Raw genomic sequence first — 23,824 nt, 5'->3', positions numbered from 1 at the left:
TATGGTGGCACGCCACCACGAACGCTATGATGGCAGCGGTTATCCACTGGGACTCAAAGCCGAGCGCATCGGGATGTTTGCCAGTATGGCGGGCATTGTGGATTGTTTTACCGCGCTCACTAGTGATCGCAGTTATTCCAATGCCAAGTCAGCGCATGAAGCGTTACAACTCATGTATAAATGGAGCGAACGGTATTTCCATCCTGCACTCATTGAGCAGTTTTCACAATGCGTGGGGATTTTCCATGTCGGAACCCTCGTTGAACTCTCCACCGGCGAAGTGGGTATTGTCATTGGCCAAAACCGGGTGCGTCGTCTCAAACCCAAATTGCTGATTATTTTAGGTCCAGATAAACACCCCTACGCCAAACCGCATACGCTTGATCTCATTACCAACCCCAGCTTACCGAGTGGTTTACCGATCAATATTCGTCGAGAGTTACCACGCGGCGCGCATCAAATTGATCCTCGTGAGTTTTTTTTGGAATAACCATTGATCCCGATGCCCGCGACTGCCTTTGCTCACGATCTGAACGAGATCGAATTCCGCCATATTGAACGCTTAACGACGGCCCTCTCGCACACGCACAGTGGCCGCTATTGCGGCATATTGCATATTGAAGTTCGCCATCGGCCGCATCGCCCCAAACAAAGCGCCGTTGTCGCACAAATGGCCGAGGCTTTACGCTGCTTATTACGCGAAAACGATCAATTATTTCATATTGATCACCAAACACTGGGCTTATTAATTCCGAATATTGCCGGCATTAGTCATGCCTTACTGGCTGCCAATCGCGCGCAATATTTATTATGCGAAGCCCCAGAAACACCACAACATTTACATCCGCATATTGGCATTGCCATTTACCCAGAGCATGGCGAAAACATGCCAGATTTACTCAACTCTGCGCGGATCGCGGCGCGTGATTTTGCACAAGATCAAATTGGCGTTTATGACCCAAGCCGCGATTGGCTCGGCCAACAACTGGCACGGCTCGAAGCACCATTACGCGAAGCGTTGGCGCAAAACCGCTTTCATTTAGCCTTTCAAGCGCAAATCAATACCCAAAATCAGCAGGTCATTGGCGCTGAAATTCTATTACGCTGGGAAGATGCGGTCCTAGGGCAAGTGCCGCCCGATCAAATCGTTGAAGTTGCCGAACATCTGGGGCTGATGGACACGCTCACCCGCTGGGTCATTCAATCGGGTTTGCGGCAATTTGCCTTGCTACGCAGCGAAGGCTATCGCGGCACAATGAGTATCAATCTGTGCCCAAGTAATTTAGCAGATTAAAAATTTAGCGATGTATATCGCTAACGCGCTTGAAGTATGGGATATTCCAGCCAATACCCTCGTACTAGAAATAACCGAATCGGCACTTATTGCCGATATTGAAGCCGCCCTGAAACAATTAGAGCAACTCAAACAAATGGGCTGCCTGCTGTCTTTGGACGATTTTGGCACTGGTTATTCCTCTTTGTCCTATTTAAAGCGGCTCCCTATTGATGAGCTTAAAATTGATCGCAGTTTTATTCAATCGATGGGCAGCTCCGACAAAGACGCGCCGCCATTGTGCAAAGTATTATCGAACTGGCCCATCGTCTGCAGCTCAGCGTGGTCGCCGAAGGCGTTGAAGACGCCGCCAGCGCCACATTTTTACAGCAGCATCAATGCGACACAATACAAGGCTTTTACTACAGCCGCCCCGTCTCACTGGCGGACTTTAAAGCCTACTTCCAACATATGGAGCAAGCCGCATGATGAACTGGCAACAACTCCTCTCGGCCAACCGCCTTGGTGTCGATGATGGCAGCCTTCCCGATTTTGAAGCTGGACGCAGCAATTACCACAAAGATCACGACCGCATCGTTTTTTGCTCGCCGTTTCGCCGCATGGGCCGCAAAACCCAAGTGCATCCGATGACCGAAAACGATCATGTCCATACCCGCCTCACCCACAGCATCGAAGTCGCTTGCGTTGGTCGCAGCTTAGGCGTGCTGATTGGCGAACAACTCAAAGGCCAACTGCCCGCGCACATCAGTCCATTTGATTTAGGCGGCATCGTGCAAGCCGCTTGTTTGGCGCACGACATCGGTAACCCGCCATTTGGTCACGCTGGCGAATACGCCATTCGCGACTGGTTTCGCCGTCCCGAACAAGCATATTTAATGCAAACGCTGACCGCTGCTGAGCGCCGTGATCTAATGACGTATGAAGGCAATGCGCAAGGTTTTCGTATCATCACCCAGCTTGAAAACCATCGTTTTGATGGCGGTTTGCGCCTCACCTATGCCACGCTAGGCACCACGCTCAAATACCCGTGGAGCAGTGAATTTGCCGGCAAAAAAGGCAAATTTAGCTGCTATCAATCCGAGCTTAATATCTTAGAAAATGTCGCCGAAGAACTCGGCCTGCCGCTACTTGAAACCAATAAATGGGCCCGCCATCCGTTGTCGTATTTAATGGAAGCGGCCGATGATATTTGCTACGCCATTTTGGATTTAGAAGACGGGATTGAAATCGGCACGCTACCGTATGAAACAGTAGAACCTTTACTGATGAAAATTTGCGGCGGCGAAACCAGTCTGTTGCAACTCGAAGTCGCCGCAGCCCCCTCCACCCGGCGCAAAATCTCGCTACTGCGTGGCAAAGCGATAGATCGCAGCATCCGCGATGTGGCCGCCACCTTTATGACGCACTATGAGCGCATTATGGCCGGCACCTACCAAGGCGATTTACTCAACAATTGCCCACCGAGCATGCGATTGGGCTTGGCTGAAGCCAAGCAACTGGCGCGCGAGAGGATTTTTAACGAACGGCGCAAAATTGAAATTGAAGTCGGTTCATTTACCTGCTTAGAAATCTTACTCAGCGCCTTTTGCACCGCGGCCTACGAACAGCATATCAGTGCAGAAATGCCCTTTCGTATGCGCCGAGTGCTCGATTTAATGGATTACAACGCACCGAAAAAAGAATGGCCCTTAATCGAAGCCTACCGCCGAGTGCTCGATTTTATCGGCGGCATGACCGATAACTATGCCACCTATTTAGCGCAGCAAGTTGGGGGAATGGGACGATAGGTATAGCCACCTAGCTATTTAAATATAATGCTTAGGCAGCAATACCCATTATATCTAACACTTGCTTCGCTTCTGGAACCACCCCTTGCCCACCCAAAGCATAAGCTTGGGTATTCCACACCGGGTGATAGCTGGCCGAATCGGTTTGCGTATACAGCGCAATCGTGGCGCGGCCCATGTTTTCTGCCAAATGCGTCATGCCGGTATCCACACCCAATCGACCAATCGGCATGGCGAATCAAGCTGGCAATCTGAGCAATGGTGAGTTTTGGCGGCACCATTGCCAACGTTAATCCCGCTCTTATTTGCTGCGCCACTGCATATTCGCCCTCGGTGCCCCATGGCAAAATTGCCATCACGCCCTGCTGCTCTAGGGGCTGCAATACCTCTAGCCATTGCGCCACTGGCCAGGTTTTTTCGGCCTTGGATGCAGCATGAAAACACATCACAAACGGACGATTGGCTGGCATCCATGCCGGCAAGCATTCATCGGCTTGCAGTCCAAAATTAATTTCACTTTCAATTGAGTAATTTAATGCTAATGCGGCATAACTGCGATACCAAGCGACTGCGGGCAAATTGGCATCGGGCACCACTTGCCGATGATAAGCCCAGCGTGCGGCGTTTTCACCTAAACGATAATCGGGCGGCCCAATAATTAATTTGGCTTTAGCAACTTGGCTAAATAACGCCGATTTAATCATCCCATGACAATCTAAAATGACATCATAATGTTCACGGCGCAATTGCTGAATTGCCGATCGAATACCTTGCCAATTCTGCCGAGTTGATTTACGCCTATAACCGCGCAAAGGCACGGCTATCACTCGATTAATCGCCGGATGCATTGCTGGCAACTCAGCAAATTGCGCATCCACCAACCAATCAATCTGTGCGTCAGGGAAATGATATTGAATATCACTAATCATTGGCATGACGAATAAAATATCACCTAGTGAGGTGAGTTTTGCAATCAGAATTTTTTTCATTCTTACCTAAATGCTTAATTCGATGAAAACAAAAATGGGGAATCTGAATAAATTCGATTAAGTCGCTAAATAAAAATTCATAATTATTTAACAAGGTATCGTCGCCAATCATTAGACCAGCGCGCATTAAAATCAATCGCAATGGATTAAACCAGATCTACTCAGTAATATCTACTCCCTTACAGATTTTAACTGAGTGTTTTTTATCTCGACGAATCGCACGAAAGTCGCCGACAATCCATGCCTTTCTACCGACAGTGAAATATCGAGTGCTTAAATTACCTGCTGTGCTCTGCTTGACCTTATTACTTAATGGTTGCGCCGTTGTGACAACCGCGGCCTTAGTGGGTTCAGTTGCCGTTGGCGTCACCACCAGTGCTGTTGGCCTAGCTTATGACGCCACCAAATTGGTAGCAACAGGAACGGTTGCTGCCGGGGGTATGGCAATCGATGCGATGAGCGCATCTAAGCCTGCGAGCAATACCCCAAGTCCTACACCGCAAGCCAGCGTCGAAGTCGTGCCACTTGTAGATCAATAGTCAATCAATGACGTCTGGCTTCATTGATTTTGCGGCGAGCTGCGGCGACTTCGAAACTCAATTTACAACAATGAAATGCAGGATGATGGAAAGGTTAGTGCGGGTTGGATGCTAAACCCCGCGCAGAAATCCGCTACTGAGTGATGACGATAAGTCTTAATTAAACCACAAAGCCATTAGCCCCAAGCCAGCAACGCCACAGCGTGCTGCTTAAGCCAAGCCCGCTCGGCTTGCCAGTGTGGACAGGCTTTGGCAACAATCGCCCAAAAACGGGCCGAATGATTCATTTGTGCCAAATGCGCCAATTCGTGAATCACCACATAATCAATCACGCTGGCTGGCGCTTGCATTAAGCGCCAATTCAAGCGAATGTCACCCGCCGCAGTGCAACTACCCCAGCGGGTTTTGGCCGACGACAACTGCCACTTTCTGGGTTGCAGCGCCATGCGTTCCGACCACAATGCCAAGCGCTCAGCCAAATACACTTGGGCTGCGCGTTGATAAAAACGAATTAAAGCTGGTGCAATTTTGGCTTCATGGGCCGCACAGAGCGACAACACCCCTGCGCCCAATTGGCTGCGTAACGCCGGTTGCAAAATAAAAGACTCGCCCAGATACAAGGCACTCGCCCCCCAGCACAAGCTCGGCGGCACGAGTGCTGGCGCATCGCGGCGCTCGGCCAATTTAGCGCGCACCCAAGCTAACTTGAGTTGAATAACCCGCTCGGCTTCACGCTCGGCAGCGCCTGACGGCAAAATCACCGTTAAACCCTGAGCGTCAATTTTTAAGCCAATGCTGCGCCGCCGTGGGCTGCGTTTAATTTGATAAGGTATATCGCCAGAGCTATTTTTAAATAAAGACTGCAAGTGAATACCTATGTTTTTTTCTGCTCAAAACACGGACCACGGCCACTGATTTCGTCCATCTGCCCTTCGATCCAGTTTTCGACTTCTTTAATCAGTTCTAATGATTTTTTACCTTCCGAAGCAATCGGCGGCCCCACGCGCACGGTGATTTCTCCCGGCCATTTTAAGAAAGAATTTTTTCGGCCAAAACTCACCCGAATTCATCGCCACCGGCACAATCGGTACATTCAAATCCAGCGCCAAGCGCGCGCCACCTTGTTTATATTGGCCACGCTCACCGGGCTTAATCCGCGTCCCTTCTGGGAAGATCACAATCCATAAACCTTTGGCTAAACGATCTTTACCTTGCTCCATCAATTGCCGCTGTGCGGCAGCGCGCTGGCCGCGATCAATCGCGATCGGCGACGTGGTTGCCAAAGCCCAACCAAAAAATGGCATTTTGAGTAATTCGCGTTTCATCACCCACACTTGCGGTGGAAAAATCAACTGCAGCGCCATCGTTTCCCACGCCGATTGATGTTTACACATAATCATCATTGGCCCTTCGGGAATATTTTCTGCGCCTTCAACCCGAAATTTAAGGCCGCAAGTCAGGTATAACCACTTAAGTAAAATCACTGACCACCAGCGAATAATTCGATTTCGCATCACCGCAGGCAACGGCAAAATCACAATGGCAATCAAGGTAAATACCGGCGTAATGATAATGAGTAGCAACCAATACAAAATAGAGCGCAACCAGATCATGTAACGTAGACTCGCGAAAAAAAGCAGAATGGGAAAACTAACAACGACAGCGCTAGTAAAAATAAGCGAAAACTCAAACCATCCGCAGCAGATGGCTTGAGCGGCAGCAGCTTAATCTGCCGAATACATTAACCAATTAGCGGCAGCAGCCAAATCATCAAAAATCAACGTGCCGTTGGGTAAGTTGCCGCGGACTTCGGTTTTCATGCCATTGCCGGTTCTAACTAAAATAGCGCGCCCGCCAGCAGTCGCAATTGCTTGTAAATCACGTAGTGAATCACCGACCATATAGCAATCTTTGACATCAACACGAAAACGTTTGGCAATATCTAAAATCAGGCCGGGAGCCGGTTTACGACAAGTGCAGCCACTATCTGGCGCATGCGGACAGAAAAAAAACCGCGTCCAAATGTCCACCCATATGATGCACCGCTTTATGCATCTTGCTATGAATCTGATTGAGTGTGGCCACATCAATCATGCCGCGCCCAATCGCACTTTGATTGGTTGCGACCACCAAAGTCCAGCCTGCTCGGGTTAATTCACCAATCGCATTTAAACTACCCGCAATCGGCAGCCACTCTTCAGGCGACTTAATATAATCAGGACTGTCTTCATTGATGACGCCATCCCGATCCAAAATTAAGAGTTTCATTTTTTGCATCCTTAACCTTGAATATCGAGCGAGATTTTCGTCCTCAGCGACGAATAAGACCAATCAATAAAATCAGCGGATCAACCGCGCATGGAGTTGCACGATCAATCCGCCCTCAGCCAATTTAATCAGCTAATAATGACAATTCGGCAACGCGATTCATCAAATCAGCCAGTTGCGACAACAGTGCTAAACGATTGCCACGCTCGGCCAAATCGTCGCTCATCACCATCACAGAATCAAAGAAGGCATCAACCGGTGCTTTAAATGCCGCCAATTGTTTGAGTGCGCTGGTAAAGTCGTTCACCGCCAAAGCGCTTTCTACCGCCGGTTGCAACGCTTGCAATTGAGCAAACAAGGCTTGTTCAGCACCAGCGCCAATTAAAGCGGCATTTAATGCCGGCAAATCGCCTTCGACTTTTTTCAGAATATTGCGAATGCGTTTATTTGCCGCTGCGAGCGCCGCGCTTTCTGGTAAAGCTTTAAATTCAGCGACTGCCGCCAAACGCACTGTCAGGTCGTCAAAGCACGTTAGTGATTTAGCCAACACCGCATCAATATCCGCAGCTGGATATTCAGCCGCCAATAAGTTTTTCAAGCGCTCCAACATAAAGCCATACAAACCATCCACCGTGCCGGCTTTAATCAAGCCCGCTGGGAAGCTGGCTTCAGCAATATTGAGCAACGCTTTCAAATCGAGTGGCTGCTCGAGCAAAATCCGCAATACGCCCAGCGCTGCGCGGCGCAATGCAAATGGATCTTTATCGCCCGTTGGAATCAAGCCGATACCGTAAATACCGACTAAGGTTTCTAATTTGTCGGCCAAAGACACCGCTTGTGCTGTCGCGCCCTCTGGTAGGGTATCACCCGCAAACTTAGGCTTGTAATGGGCTGCAATCGCATACGCTACATCCGTATCTTCGGCATCATGCTCGGCATAATATTGCCCCATAATCCCTTGCAACTCAGGAAATTCACCGACCATATCGGTCGACAAATCGGCTTTGGCCAAGTAAGCCGCACGCGTGGCTTTACCAACATCAGCGCCGAGTAATTTGGCGATTTCACCGGCAATGCTTTCCAAACGCTGCACGCGCTCCAATTGCGAGCCAATTTTATTGTGGTAAACCACATTGGCTAATTTGCCGACGCGGGTATCGAGTTTGGCTTTTTTATCTTGCTCAAAAAAGAATTGTGCATCAGATAAACGTGCGCGCAATACGCGCTCATTGCCATTGATAATGTGGCTAGGATCGGCAGTTTGCAGATTCGATACCAGCAAAAATTGATTCATCAATTTGCCATTGGCATCAAGCAACGGGAAATATTTTTGATTTTGCTGCATGGTCAAAATCAAGCACTCTTGTGGCACATCGAGAAATTCAGCTTCAAACTCCCCTTTCAACACCACTGGCCATTCCACCAAGGCAGTCACTTCGTCAAACAAAGCATCATCAGCAGCAATCGTGGCATTCAATGCCGCGGCGGCCGCTTGCAGTTGTTCACCGATTAATGCACGGCGCTCGGTAAAGCTGGCAATAACGCGGCCTTGCTCATTGAGTAAACGCGCGTAATCATCGGCGTTAGACAGCACCAGCTCACCGCTAGATAAAAAGCGATGCCCCAATGTGCTGCGGCGTGAATTCAGATGCAAAATTTGCCCAGCAATCAAATCATCGCCGTGCAACATCATCAAACCATGTACCGGACGAATAAATTGGCCGTCACGATCACCCCAGCGCATTAATTTTGGCGCAGGCAGTTTTTTTAATGCCGCAGCGACAATGCCAGCAAGGACTTCGTCTAGTGCTTGACCAGCTTTGGTCATGCGGAAAACAAACACTTCTTGCTTGCCGTCGTGCAGTTTTTCTAAGCTATTGACTGCGTCAGCCGCCAAGCCGCAAGAGCGAGCAAAACCGAGTAAAGCCGGGGTGGGCTGACCGTCTTTAAACCCAGCTGCGACCGCTGGACCGCGCTTTTCAATGGCTTGCTCAGGCTGAACTGCGGCCACATTAGCAATGCTCACTGCCAAACGACGTGGGCTCGCAAACGTGGTGTATTGCGCATAAGCAGGGACAAAGCCCAGTTTTTGTAATTCAGCAAAAATCGTATCGGCAAATACCGCGCCCAATTTAGGCAGCGCCTTGGGGGGAGTTCTTCCGTTAATAATTCAATAAGCAGTGTTGGGTTCATGCTGTTTCTCTTTTTTTTAAGTTCATTGCCCAGCGGGTCGTTGACCTAAGCGTCATCTTGTTGTGCGGCGTCTTTGTCGCTCATGATTTTGCAGACTTGTCGAATAAAATCAGCGCCATAGCTGTCTTTGGCCGGGTCGGTGAATTCCCACTGAAACCCCGGTACATCATAACGGGCCACTTCTTCGTCTTCGCTATCGTGCAAGGCCACGGCCACGCCAGCCATACGGCCAGAGTCACAATGAATCGCTGAGCGTGTGTACTTCAGCCGATATTGGCCTTTGCCGACTTCGTCAGTTTGATCGGTATTAAATCGCTGTAACATCCAAACAAAGGTGTAGTTGGCTTCTGAATATTGCGGATCATGCTGAACTGAATTGGCATCCACCAGCATTTCAAAATCCGCAGTTTTGCCATAACTACGCCATTCCGCCTTGGCATAAGGCACGGCAACAGGGCCCTTCACGCCTTCATTGAATTTCTTATCGCAAGCACTCAATAGCAATACTGCGCTGAGTAAACTGCAACGAAGCAACATGGCGAGCCCCTGTGGATTATTCCGGCAATTGGCACATTGGGAAGCCCAGGGCTTCGCGGCTGTCGTGATACGCTTGCGCCACCAGACGCGCTAGATTGCGAACTCGGCCAATATAAGCGGCACGCTCAGTCACTGAAATCGCACCACGCGCATCGAGTAAATTGAACATATGCGAGCATTTCATCACCATTTCAAAACCAGGTAAGGCCAAGCCGCCGTCGATTAAGCGTTTGGCTTCAGATTCAAAATGATTGAATTGATCAAACAAAAACGGCACATTCGATTGCTCGAAGTTATAAATCGATTGCTCGACTTCGTTTTGATGATAAATATCGCCATAAGTGACTTTTTGACCATTCGGGTACACCGTCCAAACGATGTCGTAGATACTATCTACCCCCTGCAGGTACATCGCTAGACGCTCGACACCATAAGTGATCTCGCCCAATACCGGCTTGCAATCTAGACCGCCGACTTGCTGGAAGTAAGTAAACTGCGTCACTTCCATGCCGTTGAGCCAAACTTCCCAACCCAGACCCCAAGCGCCCAAAGTTGGGCTTTCCCAGTCGTCTTCAACAAAGCGCACATCGTGCACCGAGGTGTCGATACCCAGCTCTTGCAATGACCCTAGATACAATTCTTGGATATTGTCAGGCGAAGGCTTAAGTACCACTTGGTATTGATAATAATGCTGGCAACGATTTGGGTTTTCGCCATAGCGGCCATCTTTTGGACGGCGGCAAGGTTGCACATAAGCGGCATTCCAAGGCTCTGGGCCAATTGAGCGCAAAAAGGTGGCAGTATGAAAGGTTCCTGCACCTACTTCGATATCATAAGGCTGCAGCAAGGCACAGCCGTGCCCAGCCCAGTAGGTTTGGAGCTTGAGAAGGATTTCCTGAAAAGTCAGCATAGGATTCTTGGCGCACGGCACAGTTCTTTAATCAATGAATTCTACCTGTTTTTGCCGCCATCGTGGCAGCTCGCTCGCAATGAGCGTCGCGGCGTGGCAATTTCACCGCGCCTTAGCGTGACAACTGCGCCGCTGCGCGCTGCAAATGGGCTAAAAAATCACGGCGTCACCCAGCAAAAATAGCTTTCTTACGCCTTTACTCAGAAATATTATGGATAAGCGCGCCAGAAAGTCGGCGTTCTTGTTATGCTTAAGCTTTTTGGCGTCCATCTCGCCACCTTCACGGCTTAATTTTCTATGCGCGCACTCTCAGTTACCCTACTTCTCAGTAGCCATTTATTACTCAGCGCCAGCGCTTTTGCCAACATCGACTTAGATGAACTGCGCCAAGCTGTTCGCGCGCGTGATTTACCGCGACTGGCCCAAATCAGCGATGCCAATCAGGGCAAACCGCTAGAAATGTATCCCAACTACTATTGGCTCACATTGCAACTGAAACAAATCAGCGCAGACGATGCCAATCAGTTTTTAAATCGCTACGCCAATACGCCGCTGGCTAATCGTTTTCGCGATGACTGGATTAAAGAATTAGCTCGCCGCCAAGCTTGGTCATCGTTCGAACAAGAATATGCCAAGATCGATTCGCCTTCGGCTGAATTGCAATGCTTTAAAAGCCAAGCTGCGCAAGCGCGTAACGATAATTCAACCCTCAAAGCCAATAAAGCCCTATGGTTTACCGCAAAACCACTCGCCGCCTCGTGCAATCCGATTTTTGATACTTTATTTGCCAATGGCAGCCTGAGCGAAAACGATGCTTGGTGGCGAATTCGCCAAGCTTTAGCGGCTAATCGCGCGGATTTTGCTCGGCAACTCAGCAGCCGCGTGGGTAGCCCGAGCGAGTTTTCGGCCAAAAACCTAGCCGCAATCAATAGCGCACCCGACAAACAAATTAAACAACTCAATGCCGCTGGCCGCGCCAATCTTGAATTGCAACTGTATGCTTTAGAGTTAATTGGCCGCAAAAGTCCAGAACAAGCCGCGCTGATTATTGAACAACTCAGCCCAAATTTATCCGCAGCAGATCAGCGTTTTGCTTGGCAACAACTGGGCCTAAGCGCTGCGCGGCGTCACCATCCCAATGCCTCATTTTGGCTGAGCAAAGCCGATATGAATGATTTGGAAGAAGAAGATCAAGCTTGGTTTATTCGCTCCGCACTACGCGCCGAAGATTGGAATGCCGTTGAGTCTCGTATTAAGGCACTTCCTGCTGAAACACAGGCCAAAAACACCTATCGCTATTGGCTAGCTCGCGCTTATGAGACGCAAAATAAAGCTAATGCTGCCAATGAAATTTATCTTCAATTGGCGGATGGCTTTGATTATTACGGCCTGTTAGCGCAAGAAAAACTCGGCACCATGCTGCAAGAATCCCGTGCGCCCTACACCAGCAAACCCGAAGAAATCAATGCCATTGCCGCCCTGCCCGGTGTCGTGCGTGCTTTGAGCCTAAATCAGCAAAACTGGCGGGTTGAAGCCAATCGCGAATGGAATTTCGCCATGCAAGGCTTAAGCGATACACAATTGCTGGCTGCGGCTGAATTAGCACGTAAAAATAAAATGTATGACCGCAGTATTTATACCGCCGAGCGCACGCAAAAAATACATGACTTTACCTTGCGCTACCCAATGCCCTATCGCGAAGAAGCCGAGCAAGCGGCCAAAGAGCAAGGTTTAGATCCAGCTTGGGTTTATGGCTTAATTCGCCAAGAAAGTCGTTTTATTAGCGATATTCGCTCCAGTGCTGGCGCAGCAGGCTTAATGCAATTGATGCCCAATACCGCCAAATGGGTCGCAGGTAAGATGAAAATCAGCGACTTCAGCTCCGCTGACATCACGGACGTCACCAGCAATTTGCAAATGGGCACTTATTATCTGGCCTACTGGGCGGAAAACTTTAACGGCAATGCGATTTTAGCCACTGCGGGTTATAACGCGGGCCCAGGCAATGCCAGAAAATGGCGTGCGGATCGCGAATTAGATCCGACGATTTACATCGAAACCATTCCGTTTGGTGAAACCCGCGATTACGTGAAAAAAGTACTCAGTAATGCCAGCCATTACGCGCATTACTTTAAAGGCAGCCCAACGCAATTAAGTCATCGCTTAGAAAAGGTGCCTGCCGCACAATAGAAATTGTCGTGCCTATTGTCGATACAGTTTTACAGCTTGGCATTTCTCCGATAGGCACGATTTTAATTGCTGCAGCATAGGCATTACGAAACCGTTGTTACAAATCCTTGTTAGTCTGGCCAACCACTAAGATTGAGGTGATTCAATTATGCAAATTGTTATTGGTAACTTTCCACCCGCCACGCGCAGCGAAGATGTTATCGCGCTCTTGGTCGAGCAATTGGGCGCACCGGCTCCAGTAGACATTACCACCAGCGAAGGTGCAGGACGTAATGTCATCGCCTTGGTGCAATATCCAGCTGAGGCACCCCGCACACTGGGCGATGTTTTAGCCAATAAATTAAATGGCTATCACTACCAAGGCTTTGACCTTAACGCCACCGTGACGCATAACTTTAAGGACTAAACCGATGCGGATCGCCGTCTTTGATAGCAAGCAATACGACAAGACCGCGATCAATGCGGCCAATGTCCAATTCGATCACGACATCGTTTTTTTTGATGATAGGCTCAACGCCAAAACCGTACCCTTAGCGCAAGGTTTTGACGTGGTTTGCCCCTTTGTGAATGATAAGCTCGATGCGTTCACCATTACCCAGCTGGCCCAGCTTGGCGTCAAACTCATCACATTGCGCTGCGCGGGTTTTAATGGCGTGGATTTAAAAGCGGCTGCCGCACATGGCATCATCGTCACGCGAGTGCCGGCGTATTCTCCCGAAGCCGTAGCCGAGCATGTGTTTGCACTGCTACTGACTTTGGTTCGCAAAACGCACCGTGCTTTTAACCGCATTCGTGATGGCAACTTTACCCTTGATGGCTTAGAAGGCTTTAACTTGCACGGCCGCACATTTGGTATTGTCGGCGCAGGCAAAATCGGTCTGGCCACCGCGCGCATTGCGCGTGGCTTTGGTTGTCAGATTCTCGCCTATGATCCTTATCCCCCCGCAGAATGCGATGTGGATTGTGAGTTTGTGACCCAAGAAGATGTATTTAAACGCGCCGATATTATTTCCTTACATTCGCCGCTGTTTCCAACCACGCACCATATGATTAACGCGACCACGCTAGCACAAATGAAACCGGGCGTTGTACTCATCAACACCAGTCGTGGCGGCCTAATTAATACACTGGCACTGATTAAATCGCTGAAGTCAGGTCACGTTGGTGGCGTTGGTCTTGATGTCTATGAGCATGAAGAAGGGGTGTTCTTTGAGGATCTCTCAGACAGCATGCTCAAAGATGATATCTTGGCGCGCTTAACGACGTTTCCAAATGTGGTGATTACCTCGCATCAAGGTTTTTTAACCACCGAAGCGCTCGACAATATTGCCCATTCTGTATTGCAAAGCATCGATGATTTCATCCAACAACGTCCCCTTGGCAACGAGGTAAAAGCCAGTGCCTAAAAAGCAGTTCCGTGTCGAGGAGCCAACGATTTCCCGCTGGCTACTCACCATTACCCCGTTTGCCGCCGCCTTGTTTGCCTTAGTCTTTGCCTTGTTTTTAATTCAAACTGCGCATAAAGAAGACCAAGCCATCACCAGCACCCTCGAGCAAGATCTGTTGTGGCAAAAGCAAGCGCTCAAAAATCGCCTTGAAAATCTGCAGTATCAACTCGATGGTCTTGCTGATGTCATTGTCACTGATGGTCTAAGCTCAGCCGAATTTAGTGGTCGCTATTTATCGATTTTGCAAGACTCGCCCGAAGTAATGAGTCTGGAATACATTGATGAAACCAATCAAGTTCGCTGGCAACATCCACTCAATCGTCCCGATTTGTTACCCCCACAGAACCATCGCAATTTGGTCGCAGCGCGCAGTGTGGTGTTGGTCAATAATGCGCCCCAATTTAGTACGGTGTTACAAGGGCAAAACCAAACGCCATTGCTGGCCTTTGTTACGCCAGTGCGCCTCAATTACCATGGCCGGCACACCTTAGTTGCCATTCTCAATCTCAACACCCTATTGCAACAGCAAGTACCGTGGTGGATTGCCCAGCGCTATCAAATTTCTTTAACTGAAAACGGCGCAACCATCGCCAGCAAATTTAACCGCAATCTAGACCCAACCGGCTTACATCAAGCAATCGACTTTGATTTGGCGCCCAATCAATTTCAGTTGCAAGCGACGGTGTATCAGCAGCAACGCAGCTGGCAACAATACCTACTCACGCTCACGGTGATTGCGCTCTCTATCTTGATGCTCGCCTCCACGTGGGCACTGCGGCGACACATTAAAGAGCGACACAATATCGAAGCACAATTGCGCCAAGAAACCGCCATGCGTGAAGCAATGGAGAACTCCTTAGTCACCGGCATTCGGGCGATGGATAAGGATGGCCACCTGATTTATATCAATCGAGCCTTTTGCGAAATGGTCGGCTATAGCGCAGAAGACTTATTGGGCCAAAGCCAAACCATGCCGTATTGGCCGCCGGAAGATCTGGATCGCTGTACTGCCGTGTATCGAGCGATTTTATCCGGTCGCGCCGAACCCTCGGGCTATCAAATGCGCTTTATGCGCGCGCCAATGGCGAGCGCTTTGACGTGCGCCTGTACGCTGCCAAACTGATTGATGGCGACGGCCAGCATACCGGCTGGATTAGCTCGATTTACGACATTACCGAATTACAGCGCGAGCGAAATGCGCTGCAGGCATCCCATGAGCGTTTTGTGAATGTGCTCAATGGCCTAGAAGCAGCGGTTTCCGTGAGCGACGCGGCCAGCTGCGAGATGCTCCTCACCAACCGGCAGTTTGATCGGGCGTTTAATATCCCCGATTGGCATGGCCGTTATTGCGCCTTACCGTACACGCCGCGCCGCAAAGGTGCGCCAGTCGAAACCGAATGGTTCGACGCCTATCGTGGCCACTGGTATCAAATTAAAAGCCGCAGCAGTGTCTGGGTCGATGGTTCAGAGGTTTGGCTCGAAATCGCCACTGACATCACTGCGCTCAAAAATGCCCAAGAGCGCGAACGCCAGCAAAACGAGCAATTACAACAAACCACCCGCTTAATTAGCATGGGTGAAATGGCATCCAGCTTAGCACACGAGCTCAATCAGCCCTTGGCTGCCATTGCCAGCTATGCCACAGGTTGCCGCAATGTGCTGTCGCAAGCCGAGCCCAATATTGCTCAGCTAGATCAAGCCATCGAAAAAATGGCTGGCCAAGCCAAACGCGCCGGCAAAATTATTTCGGGGATTCGTGAATTTGTGCAGCGCCGCGCACCGCACCGCAAGCCCTGTGAGATTGCTGACTTGGTTGATACTGTGCGTACATTACTCGCCGCCGAAGTGGCCAAGCAGCAAGTCAAGCTCACTATCGGCGAAGTGCGTGATTTACCGATTGTGTATGCCGATGCGGTGATGCTGGAACAAGTTATGTTTAACCTGATGAAAAACGCGATTGAGGCCATGCACGACACGCCGATTGCTAATCGGACGCTCGATTTAAGCATTAGTAGCAATAAAGACTTTTTATCGGTCATTATTGCGGATCGCGGCACTGGTATTAATCCTGAACAAATGGAACAATTGTTTAAAGCCCTTTTACACAACAAAAAATACCGGGATGGGAATGGGTTTAAACATTTGCCGCTCAATTATCGAGCACCACCAAGGCCGACTGTGGGTCGAGAGCAATCCAGGCGGCGGCAGTCGCTTTATCTTCACCTTGCCCTTACCACAAGAAAGTTTGGCTGGTGAGCCCTAATCGCGACGTAATTTTCAGCAATTTGTCATCGCTATTCACTGCAGGAGCACTCAATTTATGAACCTTGATCGCCCAAACACCCGAAAAATCGCCATTGTGGATGATGACGACGCGATTCGCGACGCGCTTTCTTGGTTGTTCTCAACGCGAAACCATCAAGTCAATACCTTTGCCAGCGCCGAAGATTTGTTAGCCAGCTACCGCCCAGAAGATTACGGTAGTCTCGTGCTCGATGTACGGATGCCGGGCATGGGCGGCTTGGAGCTATTCAATAAGTTACAAGCGTTTAACTATTGCCCACCGATTATTTTCCTTACCGGTCACGGCGATGTGCCAATGGCTGTGGCGGCACTCAAACAAGGCGCTGCCGACTTTATCGAAAAACCATTCTCTGACAACGACATCGTTGATTTAGTTGAAAGCTGCTTATCGCAAGATCAGCTCAGCCGCGAAGAATGGCAAACCCGAACCGCAGTTGATCAGCGTTTGGCCTGCCTAACGCCGCGCGAGCGCGAAGTGATGAAATTGATACTCACGGGTCGCTTAAATAAGCAAATCGCCGATGATTTGTCGATTTCGATGAAAACAGTCGAAGTGCATCGCGCACGGATTTTAGAAAAAATGCAGGTTAAAACCGCAATGGAACTCGCAGCGCGCTTGCGTGACGCTGGTGTAGAACCACATTAATACCGTATGACCATGTGGCCCATATTTATTATGGGCTACAACTCAATACCCCAAGGATTTTGTTGTGTTCATGCTTATTTCGCCAGCAAAAACGCTGGATTACACTCGCCCCACGCCAGCGGGCTTACCGCAGACGACGCCCGATTTTTTAGCGCAATCGCAGCAATTGATCGACGTTTTGCGCCAAAAAACGCCCGCCGATATTGCCCAGCTGATGAAACTGTCAGATCCCTTAGCAACGCTCAATTTTGGCCGTTATCATTCATGGCAAGCCAACTTCAATCCGGATAACGCCAAAGCGGCGGTATTGGCTTTTATGGGCGATGTCTATACCGGTCTGGCTGCCGAGCAGCTTTCGATCGAGCAACATGCTTATCTGGCGCAACATCTACGTATTTTGTCGGGTTTATACGGGTTATTGCGCCCACATGATTTGATGCAAGCCTATCGCCTAGAAATGGGCACCAAGTTAAGTAATCCGCGCGGCAAAAATTTATATGATTTCTGGGGCGACACCATTACCAACGCGGTGAATGAGATTGAACAGCAACAGATTGTTAATTTGGCCAGCGAAGAGTATTTCAAAGCGATTCGCCCAGCAAAATTAAACGCGCCGGTGATTACGCCGATTTTTGAAGACTTTAAAAACGGCCAATACAAAATCATCAGCTTCTACGCCAAACGTGCGCGTGGCCTGATGGTGCGCTACGCCGCGCTCAATGCCATTACCCATGCCAATGATCTGAAGCACTTTGATTTGGATGGCTATGCTTTTGATGCCAGCAATAGCGAGCAACAGCGCTGGGTATTCCGCCGCATGGCAGAATAGGTATATTGCTGCGGGCCTTATTTAAAATCGGCTAGCAAGCAATACTCAAGCAATGAAAAAAACCGCACCTATTGACTGGTGCGGTTTTTTTCATTGCAACGAGTGGCGGTAATTTACTTGGCCACGTTGCCGGCGATATTCAGAACATTCCACGTTCTCGCAAATGGCGGTGCATAAATGAAATCCATAAAGCCCAGCTCTTCAACCGTGATGCCGCTATACACAGCAACTGCCAAAGCATCGACGCGGTGTACTGCACCACCGAGATAAGCGCCACAAACTTGGCCACCGAGTAAACGGCGCGTGCTGCGCTCATAAATCAGTTTGACCCACATTTCGCTTTGCGCTGCCACGTAATCGGTGTGGTTTTTGTCTTTAATCCAAACGGTGCCATAGTCAATATTTTGCTGCTGCGCTTCTAGCTCAGTAATCCCAGTACGGCCTGCTTCAATATCAAACACGCGAATGCCGCTAGAACCCAAAGTGCCAACAAATTGACTTGGCTGCCCAGCCATCACTTCACCCACAATACGGCCTAACTTATTGGCCGTCGTGGCCAATGGAATATACGCCGTACCGCTGATGCGGTGCGGTACTGTCGCGCAATCGCCTGCGGCGTAAACATCCGGCAAATTGGTTTGGCACTGGACATCAATCACAATGGCGCCTTGCTCGGACAAGGTTAAACCACTGCTCGCTAAAAAATCAGTATTGGGTTTAAATCCAGCCGCGACGATCACCATATCGGCGGGGTATTGACCCAGATTGCTCACCACCTGATGCACACGGCCTTGTTCGCTCACGAGTTCGGTCACCATTTCGCTATTGCGTAGATTAACGCCATGGCGCTGAAGTGATTCTTCTAAAATCGTACTGATTTCAGCATCAAAAATCGTTTCGAGCACCCGGCCCGATAAACCAATCAAAGTGACGTTTTTTCCCTGCTCACGCAATGCTTCGCTGGCCTCAATACCAATAAAGCCATTGCCAATCACGACAACGTTTTGCACTTGCTCTAATTGATCGACGATCAGCTGCGCATCGCGCTTAGAGTGCATGGTAAAGACGTTTTGTGTGTTTAAGCCTTGAATCGGTGGCTGCACGGGCGATGCGCCAACTGCAATCAACAGCTTGTCGTAGGTAAAGGTTTGCGTTTGCTGCTCGGCATTAACTGCGGTAACGGTTTTACTTGCCGCATCCAGCCCGGTCACCGTATGCAAACAGCGCACATCAATGCCAATTTGGGTGAATTCCGCCAAAGAGCGCGCCGTCATTTGCTCAATGTCTTTAAATTCGCCACCAACATAATACGGAATCCCGCAGGCGCCAAATGACACCACGTCGCTCTTTTCTAGGCACCGTGATGCTGGCGGTTTTATCAAACTTTAAAATTCGTACTGCCGCCGACATCCCTGCTGCATTCGCACCCAAGATTAAATAATTCATTGTGTTACTCCATGGATTGCGAGCCATCGGCTCTCATTTCAATTCATACACTCATCGGCGTGACCGATTGAGCGCTAAAAACAATTCGAGCGGCAAAGTCGCATCGATGCTCGATACCCCCATGCCGCTCCATTTAGCTCAATTTAACTTAAGCTTCTTCGCTATCTAGACCCGCATTTGGATCATTAAATACCGTCATATCCATCAGGCCCATTTCGCGATCCGTAGCAACGGCAGCGGTCATGGTGCCAGATACATTGGCCAAGGTGCGTGCCATATCGATCACCGGATCAATCGCCAACACCATACCAATCAGTGCGAAATGCTCACCCATGCCCATACCCGATAAGGCAATCGTTGCAGCTACGGTGGCCGTCCCTGGAATACCGGCGATACCAATTGAACCAATCGTCACCACAATCAACATCATAATGTAAAACTGCATATTGGTTTCAATCCCCACCATATGCGCCACCATCACCACGATCATCGCCGGGAAGAAACCGGCACAACCATTCATACCAATCGTACTACCTAATGAGCCCACCAAGTTTGAAGTGCCACTATTCACACCCATACGATTAGTCAACGTTGAAATCGTCATCGGCAAAGTACCCACTGAAGAACGACTCGTGAACGCCATCAACCAAGTACCGATTGATTTTTTAACAAACATCACCGGTGAAACACCGTGCAACGCAACAATGATGATATGCAGCAGCATAATCAAAGCCATTGCAATATAAATAGCAGCGACAAAACTAGAGACTTCTAAAATCGCAGGAATACCATTGCTGACAATAGTGCGGGCCAACAAAGCAACAACGGCATATGGCATAAATTTAATCACGGTCATTGCAACCGACATCACGATTTTATGCAGGCCGAAAATCAAGGTTTTAAACGCGCGCCAATCACTTCTGGATTTTTCTTTTCCATCCGGGTCGCAGCAATACCCAGCAAGGCAGAGAAAATCACTAAGCCCACAATGTTTTCACCGTGCATCGCAACGACGATATTGCTTGGAATCAAGCGAACAATCGTATCAACCAAATTGGTGTATTGCTTGATTTCAGCGGTACCGGTTGCAGCACTCACGCCATAACCCAAGCCAAATGCGTTGGCCAATACGATACCGAGAACACAGGCGATTGCAGTAGTAAACAGCAACCAGAAAATCCCACGGAAAGCGATTTTTGGTAAGTCTTCTTTACCCGAAAAATCTAGAATCACTTTGACGATGGAAACAAAAATCAAAGGAATCACCAGCATACGGATGAAGGCAATAAATGCACGACCGGCTAAGCCATACCACGTTGCGGTTTCTTGCATCCACGTATTGGCTTGCATTGGAAACCCAACCGACGCTTGCACTAGCAAACCCAAACCTGAGCCCAGTACTAAACTCACCAACATGCGCTTAGAGAAATCAATTTTTTTGTTTTGTAATTGTTTTAATACCCAGAACGACGCCAGCAACAGCGCAATCGCAATCAGTGTTTGATAGTGGGTGATTGATAAGAAATTCTCAAAAAAAACCCCATGAAATATGGCGTGGCTTGTGTCATGCATGGTTAGTGCCTCTTTTTTACAAAAATTAAAGCGTTTTTTAATTCATCATTATCTGAATGTCGGAAATCGAGCATGTTGTTTATGGCAAGGCATTGAGTCTGTGAGGCTTTCATTACCCAACCAAACAATCTTTAGCACCATGTGATTTTGTGGTTTACATGCTCCCAATCAGTTCCCTAGCATCAAGATAAAGGGATTAGCACTGAATTCACTTGACCCAAATCAAGTCTAGGTCCGTTTCTGAAAAAAAACATTCATGACGATAATTTATTATTATATCAGGTCGTGGACTTGAGTATCGCGATATCATCTCACTAATAGAGCAGGGAAAACCATTGATTTCTAGGTAAAAAAGCAGCAATTTGCCTTAACTCAAAGCAAAAATCACCAAGAGCAATTAACTCAAAGACATTGTTTTGATTGGTTTTTTTATTAAAAAGATTGTTAGAATCTTAACAAGATAAATTTCATTTAGTCACTTACGCCATGAAAATACAGATTGATGCCGAGTTACTGGTTAACTTCATTGCCGGTGTTTTAGGTGAAGACTCTGAGGTCGTCGTGCATGACCTTTCCAATATCAACGCCTCCTTAGCTGCAATTAGCAACGGTCACCTCTCAGGGCGTCAAGTCGGTGCGCCCGCCACCGATCTCGCTTTACGTATGGTGCAAGAGTATCGCCAATCAGACGGCGTTAGCTATAAGCTCAATTACCGTAGCAAAACCCATCGTGGCGTATTACTGCGATCTTCAACACTGATTATTAAGGGTGAGGATGGCGAGCCCGCCGCGATGCTGTGCATCAATACCGACGATAAAAGATTGCTCGACTTACAAGAATCAATCCGTAAATTGCTTCCCAATGAGCCAGAACAAACTCATCAAGAATCACTCTCGATGTCGGTCGATGATGTTGGCCAAGATATTTTGCAAAGCGTACTGGAGCAATATCCAATCGCCCCAGCAAGGATGTCTGCCGAAGAAAAATCACAGGTGGTTAAAGATTTAGAGCAGCGAGGTTTGTTTTCGATTCGCGGTTTTGTTGCCAAAACCGCCCATATCCTCGAAATTTCCGAACCGACTTTGTATCGCTATTTGAAAAACGGTTAAAGCCTTAGCGTCTATTGGATGCTCAATCGAGCCCTAGCTCATCGTGGTTGCTCGGGCCAAACTAAGGCGCGCTGACTACTAAACTGCCGCGCCTCCCCCGTAACAGGGTCGATAAATTCAATCGTTCTGGCCAACAATTGCAGCGGCGACGAGAAATCGTTGCCTTTATCGGGCATCAGCTCGGGATACCACGCATCATTGACAATCGGAATCCCCAAGCCCGCCAGATGCACCCGCAGCTGATGTTTGCGCCCAGTGTGGGGTGCAAGGCAGTAATGCGCATATTCGCCACGTTGTTCAATCAGCTCAATCGCGGTTTCACTATTGGGCACGCCCGCCACTTCCTGCACAGTAAACGCATCATCGCGATTTTCGATGCGGCTGTGATGCACGTAGGGCAAAACTAAATCACGGCGAAATCCAGCAATGGCTTCATAGGTTTTTTGCACTTGCCGCGATTCAAATAGCGCGTGATAAGCATGGCGATGCGCGGGCTGTTGGCAAAACAAAATTACGCCAGCGGTTTCTTTATCCAGCCGATGCAACGTCGTAATTTCAGGATTATCCAAACGCTGGCGCAAGCGCGTTTGCAGATTTTCTAGCGCGTAGCGCCCAACCGGCGTCACGGGCAGAAAGTGCGGCTTATCCACCACCAGTAAAATCTCGTCTTGATACAAAATCGTCTCAGTAAACGGCACAGTGAGCGGTTCGGGTTGCGGGCGGTAAATACCACAGCACCGTACCGGCGCGGTACGGTGAGTCGACAGCATACGGCGTGCCAGCTTCATCGACGACTTCGCCGCGTAGCAAACGACCACGAATATCCTCCGCCACAACATGGGGAAAACGCGCAATCAAAAAGTCCAGCACCAGCGGCCAGTCACCTTGTGGTAGACCAACAAAACTCGGCGCGATGCCGTCTTTATGCGGAATCGGCGCGATGGGTTTAGCCATGGCGCACCGCCGATGCAAATAAAATACTTAAAATCCGACGCAGAGGCACAGAGGCGCGGAGAAAGAGATGAATACTAATTTCATCAGGAATCATCGAGACGATGCAGAGGTGCTCCCCACCCTTACTTTCCCCCTGCGTCTCTGCATCTCTGCGTTGAAAGATTTTTTTCTGCAGCATTAACGTACCTTATTCGGGCCACGACGGCCGCGTTGTTTCGGTTTACCTGCCGGTTTAGGTATCGGAACATGCACCGCTGGCACACTCATTTCGATCCACTGGCCCAATTCAATATTATCGAGGGTATAAGCCCCTATCGCATAACGAATAAGACGCAGCGTTGGATACCCTACTTTCGCAGTCATCCGCCGTACTTGGCGATTTTTTCCTTCGGAAATTTTAATTTCTAGCCACGACGTCGGAATTGCGGCGCGCTCACGAATCGGCGGCACGCGCGGCCAGATGATTTCGGGTTGCTCGATCAGACGTACCTCGGCAGGAAGTGTTTTAAAATCTCCCAAATCCAAACCACCCGCGCGCAATGCCGCCAGTGCAGCATCGTCGGGGATGCCTTCAACTTGCACCCAGTAGGTTTTGACGAGTTTATGCTTCGGGTCGGTAATTTTGTGCTGTAAAGCACCATCTCCCGTAAGCAACAGCAATCCTTCTGAGTCGGTATCTAAACGACCGGCAGCATAGACAGCTTTCACGGAAACATAATCAGCCAAACATTGATGTGGTGGGCTCGGTGAAAACTGGCAAATAACACCGTAAGGCTTGTTAAATAAAATCAATTTAGGCATGGCAACA

General features: G+C 49.1%; 27 protein-coding genes and 5 pseudogenes. 16 read left to right on the top strand and 16 right to left on the bottom strand.

What is annotated here, in order from left to right; all coding sequences use genetic code 11:
- Nucleotide 1 precedes the first annotated feature (1 nt).
- The 5 genes and pseudogenes from GKO28_RS11160 to GKO28_RS11145 all read left to right on the top strand — a co-directional run bounded on the left by GKO28_RS11160 (nt 2) and on the right by GKO28_RS11145 (nt 3,081).
- Nucleotides 2-490 carry an HD-GYP domain-containing protein gene (locus GKO28_RS11160; RefSeq protein WP_182076301.1) on the top strand — a complete coding sequence of 163 codons (489 nt, stop codon included), beginning with the start codon at nt 2-4 and terminating at the stop codon, nt 488-490.
- Nucleotides 491-502: 12 nt separating this feature from the next.
- Nucleotides 503-1,294 carry a GGDEF domain-containing phosphodiesterase gene (locus GKO28_RS21500; RefSeq protein ID WP_182076300.1) on the top strand — a complete coding sequence of 264 codons (792 nt, stop codon included), beginning with the start codon at nt 503-505 and terminating at the stop codon, nt 1,292-1,294.
- Nucleotides 1,295-1,304: 10 nt separating this feature from the next.
- A pseudogene (locus GKO28_RS22850) lies at nt 1,305-1,550 on the top strand (EAL domain-containing protein); the annotation flags it as partial.
- 23 nt (nt 1,551-1,573) lie between these two features.
- A complete protein-coding gene (locus GKO28_RS22845) occupies nt 1,574-1,762 on the top strand; it encodes an EAL domain-containing protein (protein ID WP_374220765.1) in 189 nt (62 codons plus the stop codon).
- Entirely contained in the window at nt 1,759-3,081 is a 1,323-nt protein-coding gene (locus tag GKO28_RS11145; RefSeq protein WP_182076298.1) for a deoxyguanosinetriphosphate triphosphohydrolase, read from the top strand. The genes GKO28_RS22845 and GKO28_RS11145 overlap by 4 nt, the downstream gene beginning before the upstream one ends.
- 31 nt (nt 3,082-3,112) lie before the next feature.
- On the opposite strand, the gene GKO28_RS22840 is transcribed toward GKO28_RS11145, so the two are convergent.
- Together GKO28_RS22840 and waaC are read right to left on the bottom strand one after the other, a co-directional pair.
- Nucleotides 3,113-3,259: a hypothetical protein gene (locus GKO28_RS22840; protein WP_374220764.1), complete on the bottom strand. Its 147-nt coding sequence runs from the start codon at nt 3,257-3,259 to the stop codon at nt 3,113-3,115.
- A gap of 46 nt (nt 3,260-3,305) precedes the next feature.
- Nucleotides 3,306-4,070: pseudogene (gene waaC, locus GKO28_RS11140) on the bottom strand (lipopolysaccharide heptosyltransferase I); the annotation flags it as partial.
- Between the two features lie 326 nt (nt 4,071-4,396).
- Here waaC and GKO28_RS11135 point away from each other — a divergent pair.
- The gene (locus tag GKO28_RS11135) at nt 4,397-4,609 is read left to right on the top strand and encodes a hypothetical protein (protein WP_182076296.1); all 213 of its coding nucleotides are present in this window, start codon (nt 4,397-4,399) and stop codon (nt 4,607-4,609) included.
- Between the two features lie 176 nt (nt 4,610-4,785).
- Here GKO28_RS11135 and GKO28_RS11130 read toward each other — a convergent pair whose 3' ends face one another.
- The 7 genes and pseudogenes from GKO28_RS11130 to glyQ all read right to left on the bottom strand — a co-directional run bounded on the left by GKO28_RS11130 (nt 4,786) and on the right by glyQ (nt 10,517).
- Nucleotides 4,786-5,475 (bottom strand): M48 family metallopeptidase, encoded by a 690-nt coding sequence (locus GKO28_RS11130; protein WP_182076295.1) that lies wholly within the window; start codon nt 5,473-5,475, stop codon nt 4,786-4,788.
- Nucleotides 5,476-5,483: 8 nt separating this feature from the next.
- A complete protein-coding gene (locus GKO28_RS22295; RefSeq protein ID WP_307838994.1) occupies nt 5,484-5,618 on the bottom strand; it encodes a hypothetical protein in 135 nt (44 codons plus the stop codon).
- Nucleotides 5,584-6,222 (bottom strand): lysophospholipid acyltransferase family protein, encoded by a 639-nt coding sequence (locus GKO28_RS11125; RefSeq protein WP_307838993.1) that lies wholly within the window; start codon nt 6,220-6,222, stop codon nt 5,584-5,586. The genes GKO28_RS22295 and GKO28_RS11125 overlap by 35 nt, the downstream gene beginning before the upstream one ends.
- Before the next feature lie 111 nt (nt 6,223-6,333).
- Nucleotides 6,334-6,877, bottom strand: a pseudogene (gene gmhB / locus GKO28_RS11120) (D-glycero-beta-D-manno-heptose 1,7-bisphosphate 7-phosphatase).
- Nucleotides 6,878-7,001: 124 nt separating this feature from the next.
- A pseudogene (gene glyS, locus GKO28_RS11115) lies at nt 7,002-9,070 on the bottom strand (glycine--tRNA ligase subunit beta).
- A gap of 45 nt (nt 9,071-9,115) precedes the next feature.
- On the bottom strand, nt 9,116-9,607 hold the full coding sequence (locus GKO28_RS11110; protein WP_182076294.1) for a surface-adhesin E family protein: 492 nt from the start codon (nt 9,605-9,607) through the stop codon (nt 9,116-9,118).
- 16 nt (nt 9,608-9,623) lie between these two features.
- Nucleotides 9,624-10,517 (bottom strand): glycine--tRNA ligase subunit alpha, encoded by an 894-nt coding sequence (glyQ, locus tag GKO28_RS11105; protein WP_182076293.1) that lies wholly within the window; start codon nt 10,515-10,517, stop codon nt 9,624-9,626.
- On the opposite strand from glyQ, the gene GKO28_RS11100 reads away from it, so the two are divergent.
- The 9 genes and pseudogenes from GKO28_RS11100 to yaaA all read left to right on the top strand — a co-directional run bounded on the left by GKO28_RS11100 (nt 10,410) and on the right by yaaA (nt 17,934).
- A complete protein-coding gene (locus GKO28_RS11100) occupies nt 10,410-10,700 on the top strand; it encodes a hypothetical protein (RefSeq protein WP_203564334.1) in 291 nt (96 codons plus the stop codon). The genes glyQ and GKO28_RS11100 overlap by 108 nt on opposite strands.
- A gap of 114 nt (nt 10,701-10,814) precedes the next feature.
- A complete protein-coding gene (locus GKO28_RS11095) occupies nt 10,815-12,707 on the top strand; it encodes a lytic transglycosylase domain-containing protein (RefSeq protein WP_182076292.1) in 1,893 nt (630 codons plus the stop codon).
- Between the two features lie 148 nt (nt 12,708-12,855).
- Nucleotides 12,856-13,113 carry a hypothetical protein gene (locus tag GKO28_RS11090; protein WP_182076291.1) on the top strand — a complete coding sequence of 86 codons (258 nt, stop codon included), beginning with the start codon at nt 12,856-12,858 and terminating at the stop codon, nt 13,111-13,113.
- 4 nt (nt 13,114-13,117) lie between these two features.
- Nucleotides 13,118-14,113: a 2-hydroxyacid dehydrogenase gene (locus GKO28_RS11085; RefSeq protein WP_182076290.1), complete on the top strand. Its 996-nt coding sequence runs from the start codon at nt 13,118-13,120 to the stop codon at nt 14,111-14,113.
- A complete protein-coding gene (locus GKO28_RS22290; RefSeq protein WP_182076289.1) occupies nt 14,106-15,278 on the top strand; it encodes a PAS domain S-box protein in 1,173 nt (390 codons plus the stop codon). The genes GKO28_RS11085 and GKO28_RS22290 overlap by 8 nt, the downstream gene beginning before the upstream one ends.
- 161 nt (nt 15,279-15,439) lie before the next feature.
- Nucleotides 15,440-16,258: pseudogene (locus GKO28_RS11075) on the top strand (sensor histidine kinase); the annotation flags it as partial.
- A gap of 19 nt (nt 16,259-16,277) precedes the next feature.
- The gene (locus tag GKO28_RS22835; protein ID WP_374220726.1) at nt 16,278-16,418 is read left to right on the top strand and encodes an ATP-binding protein; all 141 of its coding nucleotides are present in this window, start codon (nt 16,278-16,280) and stop codon (nt 16,416-16,418) included.
- Between the two features lie 57 nt (nt 16,419-16,475).
- Complete coding sequence (locus GKO28_RS11070; RefSeq protein WP_173533130.1) at nt 16,476-17,105, top strand: response regulator transcription factor; 630 nt, start codon at nt 16,476-16,478, stop codon at nt 17,103-17,105.
- 64 nt (nt 17,106-17,169) lie between these two features.
- Nucleotides 17,170-17,934 carry a peroxide stress protein YaaA gene (yaaA, locus tag GKO28_RS11065; protein WP_182076287.1) on the top strand — a complete coding sequence of 255 codons (765 nt, stop codon included), beginning with the start codon at nt 17,170-17,172 and terminating at the stop codon, nt 17,932-17,934.
- A 113-nt stretch (nt 17,935-18,047) separates the two neighbouring features.
- Here yaaA and GKO28_RS11060 read toward each other — a convergent pair whose 3' ends face one another.
- The 3 genes from GKO28_RS11060 to GKO28_RS21485 form a co-directional block, all read right to left on the bottom strand.
- A complete protein-coding gene (locus GKO28_RS11060; RefSeq protein WP_203564107.1) occupies nt 18,048-19,271 on the bottom strand; it encodes a CoA-disulfide reductase in 1,224 nt (407 codons plus the stop codon).
- Between the two features lie 257 nt (nt 19,272-19,528).
- Entirely contained in the window at nt 19,529-20,275 is a 747-nt protein-coding gene (locus tag GKO28_RS21490) for a cation:dicarboxylate symporter family transporter (RefSeq protein ID WP_182076286.1), read from the bottom strand.
- A complete protein-coding gene (locus tag GKO28_RS21485) occupies nt 20,272-20,952 on the bottom strand; it encodes a cation:dicarboxylate symporter family transporter (protein ID WP_182076285.1) in 681 nt (226 codons plus the stop codon). Before GKO28_RS21485 ends, GKO28_RS21490 begins: the two co-directional genes overlap by 4 nt.
- Before the next feature lie 486 nt (nt 20,953-21,438).
- Between GKO28_RS21485 and GKO28_RS11045 the strand changes: the two genes are divergently transcribed.
- Entirely contained in the window at nt 21,439-22,062 is a 624-nt protein-coding gene (locus GKO28_RS11045; RefSeq protein WP_182076284.1) for a transcriptional regulator, read from the top strand.
- Nucleotides 22,063-22,100: 38 nt separating this feature from the next.
- Here the strand turns inward: GKO28_RS11045 and GKO28_RS11040 are convergent, their stop codons facing one another.
- The 4 genes from GKO28_RS11040 to GKO28_RS11025 are packed head-to-tail and all read right to left on the bottom strand — an operon-like array spanning nt 22,101 to nt 23,817.
- On the bottom strand, nt 22,101-22,832 hold the full coding sequence (locus tag GKO28_RS11040; protein WP_203564106.1) for a pseudouridine synthase: 732 nt from the start codon (nt 22,830-22,832) through the stop codon (nt 22,101-22,103).
- A complete protein-coding gene (locus GKO28_RS11035; RefSeq protein ID WP_203564105.1) occupies nt 22,747-23,016 on the bottom strand; it encodes a hypothetical protein in 270 nt (89 codons plus the stop codon). Before GKO28_RS11035 ends, GKO28_RS11040 begins: the two co-directional genes overlap by 86 nt.
- Nucleotides 23,009-23,194 carry a hypothetical protein gene (locus GKO28_RS11030; protein ID WP_182076283.1) on the bottom strand — a complete coding sequence of 62 codons (186 nt, stop codon included), beginning with the start codon at nt 23,192-23,194 and terminating at the stop codon, nt 23,009-23,011. Before GKO28_RS11030 ends, GKO28_RS11035 begins: the two co-directional genes overlap by 8 nt.
- The gene (locus GKO28_RS11025) at nt 23,194-23,817 is read right to left on the bottom strand and encodes a pseudouridine synthase (RefSeq protein WP_182076282.1); all 624 of its coding nucleotides are present in this window, start codon (nt 23,815-23,817) and stop codon (nt 23,194-23,196) included. Before GKO28_RS11025 ends, GKO28_RS11030 begins: the two co-directional genes overlap by 1 nt.
- Nucleotides 23,818-23,824 lie beyond the last annotated feature (7 nt).

The organism is Deefgea sp. CFH1-16 (genome assembly GCF_016881365.1).
Lineage (GTDB): Bacteria > Pseudomonadota > Gammaproteobacteria > Burkholderiales > Chitinibacteraceae > Deefgea.
The sequence above is the reverse complement of the archived record's forward strand: the minus strand, read 5'-3'. Positions and strand labels throughout refer to the sequence as shown.

Excerpts from the sequence above, each read along its gene's own strand:
- GKO28_RS11085 (WP_182076290.1), top strand. The coding sequence starts at position 13,118 with ATGCGGATCGCCGTCTTTGATAGCAAGCAATACGACAAGACCGCGATC.
- GKO28_RS11030 (WP_182076283.1), bottom strand. The coding sequence starts at position 23,194 with ATGCTGCAGAAAAAAATCTTTCAACGCAGAGATGCAGAGACGCAGGGG.
- GKO28_RS11070 (WP_173533130.1), top strand. The coding sequence starts at position 16,476 with ATGAACCTTGATCGCCCAAACACCCGAAAAATCGCCATTGTGGATGAT.
- GKO28_RS22840 (WP_374220764.1), bottom strand. The coding sequence starts at position 3,259 with ATGGGCCGCGCCACGATTGCGCTGTATACGCAAACCGATTCGGCCAGC.
- GKO28_RS22835 (WP_374220726.1), top strand. The coding sequence starts at position 16,278 with ATGGGAATGGGTTTAAACATTTGCCGCTCAATTATCGAGCACCACCAA.
- GKO28_RS11035 (WP_203564105.1), bottom strand. The coding sequence starts at position 23,016 with ATGGCTAAACCCATCGCGCCGATTCCGCATAAAGACGGCATCGCGCCG.
- GKO28_RS11145 (WP_182076298.1), top strand. The coding sequence starts at position 1,759 with ATGATGAACTGGCAACAACTCCTCTCGGCCAACCGCCTTGGTGTCGAT.
- GKO28_RS11100 (WP_203564334.1), top strand. The coding sequence starts at position 10,410 with ATGAAAGGTTCCTGCACCTACTTCGATATCATAAGGCTGCAGCAAGGC.
- GKO28_RS11090 (WP_182076291.1), top strand. The coding sequence starts at position 12,856 with ATGCAAATTGTTATTGGTAACTTTCCACCCGCCACGCGCAGCGAAGAT.
- GKO28_RS21485 (WP_182076285.1), bottom strand. The coding sequence starts at position 20,952 with ATGCATGACACAAGCCACGCCATATTTCATGGGGTTTTTTTTGAGAAT.
- GKO28_RS11040 (WP_203564106.1), bottom strand. The coding sequence starts at position 22,832 with ATGCTGTCGACTCACCGTACCGCGCCGGTACGGTGCTGTGGTATTTAC.
- GKO28_RS11095 (WP_182076292.1), top strand. The coding sequence starts at position 10,815 with ATGCGCGCACTCTCAGTTACCCTACTTCTCAGTAGCCATTTATTACTC.
- GKO28_RS21500 (WP_182076300.1), top strand. The coding sequence starts at position 503 with ATGCCCGCGACTGCCTTTGCTCACGATCTGAACGAGATCGAATTCCGC.
- GKO28_RS11110 (WP_182076294.1), bottom strand. The coding sequence starts at position 9,607 with ATGTTGCTTCGTTGCAGTTTACTCAGCGCAGTATTGCTATTGAGTGCT.
- GKO28_RS11025 (WP_182076282.1), bottom strand. The coding sequence starts at position 23,817 with ATGCCTAAATTGATTTTATTTAACAAGCCTTACGGTGTTATTTGCCAG.
- GKO28_RS11160 (WP_182076301.1), top strand. The coding sequence starts at position 2 with ATGGTGGCACGCCACCACGAACGCTATGATGGCAGCGGTTATCCACTG.
- glyQ (WP_182076293.1), bottom strand. The coding sequence starts at position 10,517 with ATGCTGACTTTTCAGGAAATCCTTCTCAAGCTCCAAACCTACTGGGCT.
- GKO28_RS11045 (WP_182076284.1), top strand. The coding sequence starts at position 21,439 with ATGAAAATACAGATTGATGCCGAGTTACTGGTTAACTTCATTGCCGGT.
- GKO28_RS11125 (WP_307838993.1), bottom strand. The coding sequence starts at position 6,222 with ATGATCTGGTTGCGCTCTATTTTGTATTGGTTGCTACTCATTATCATT.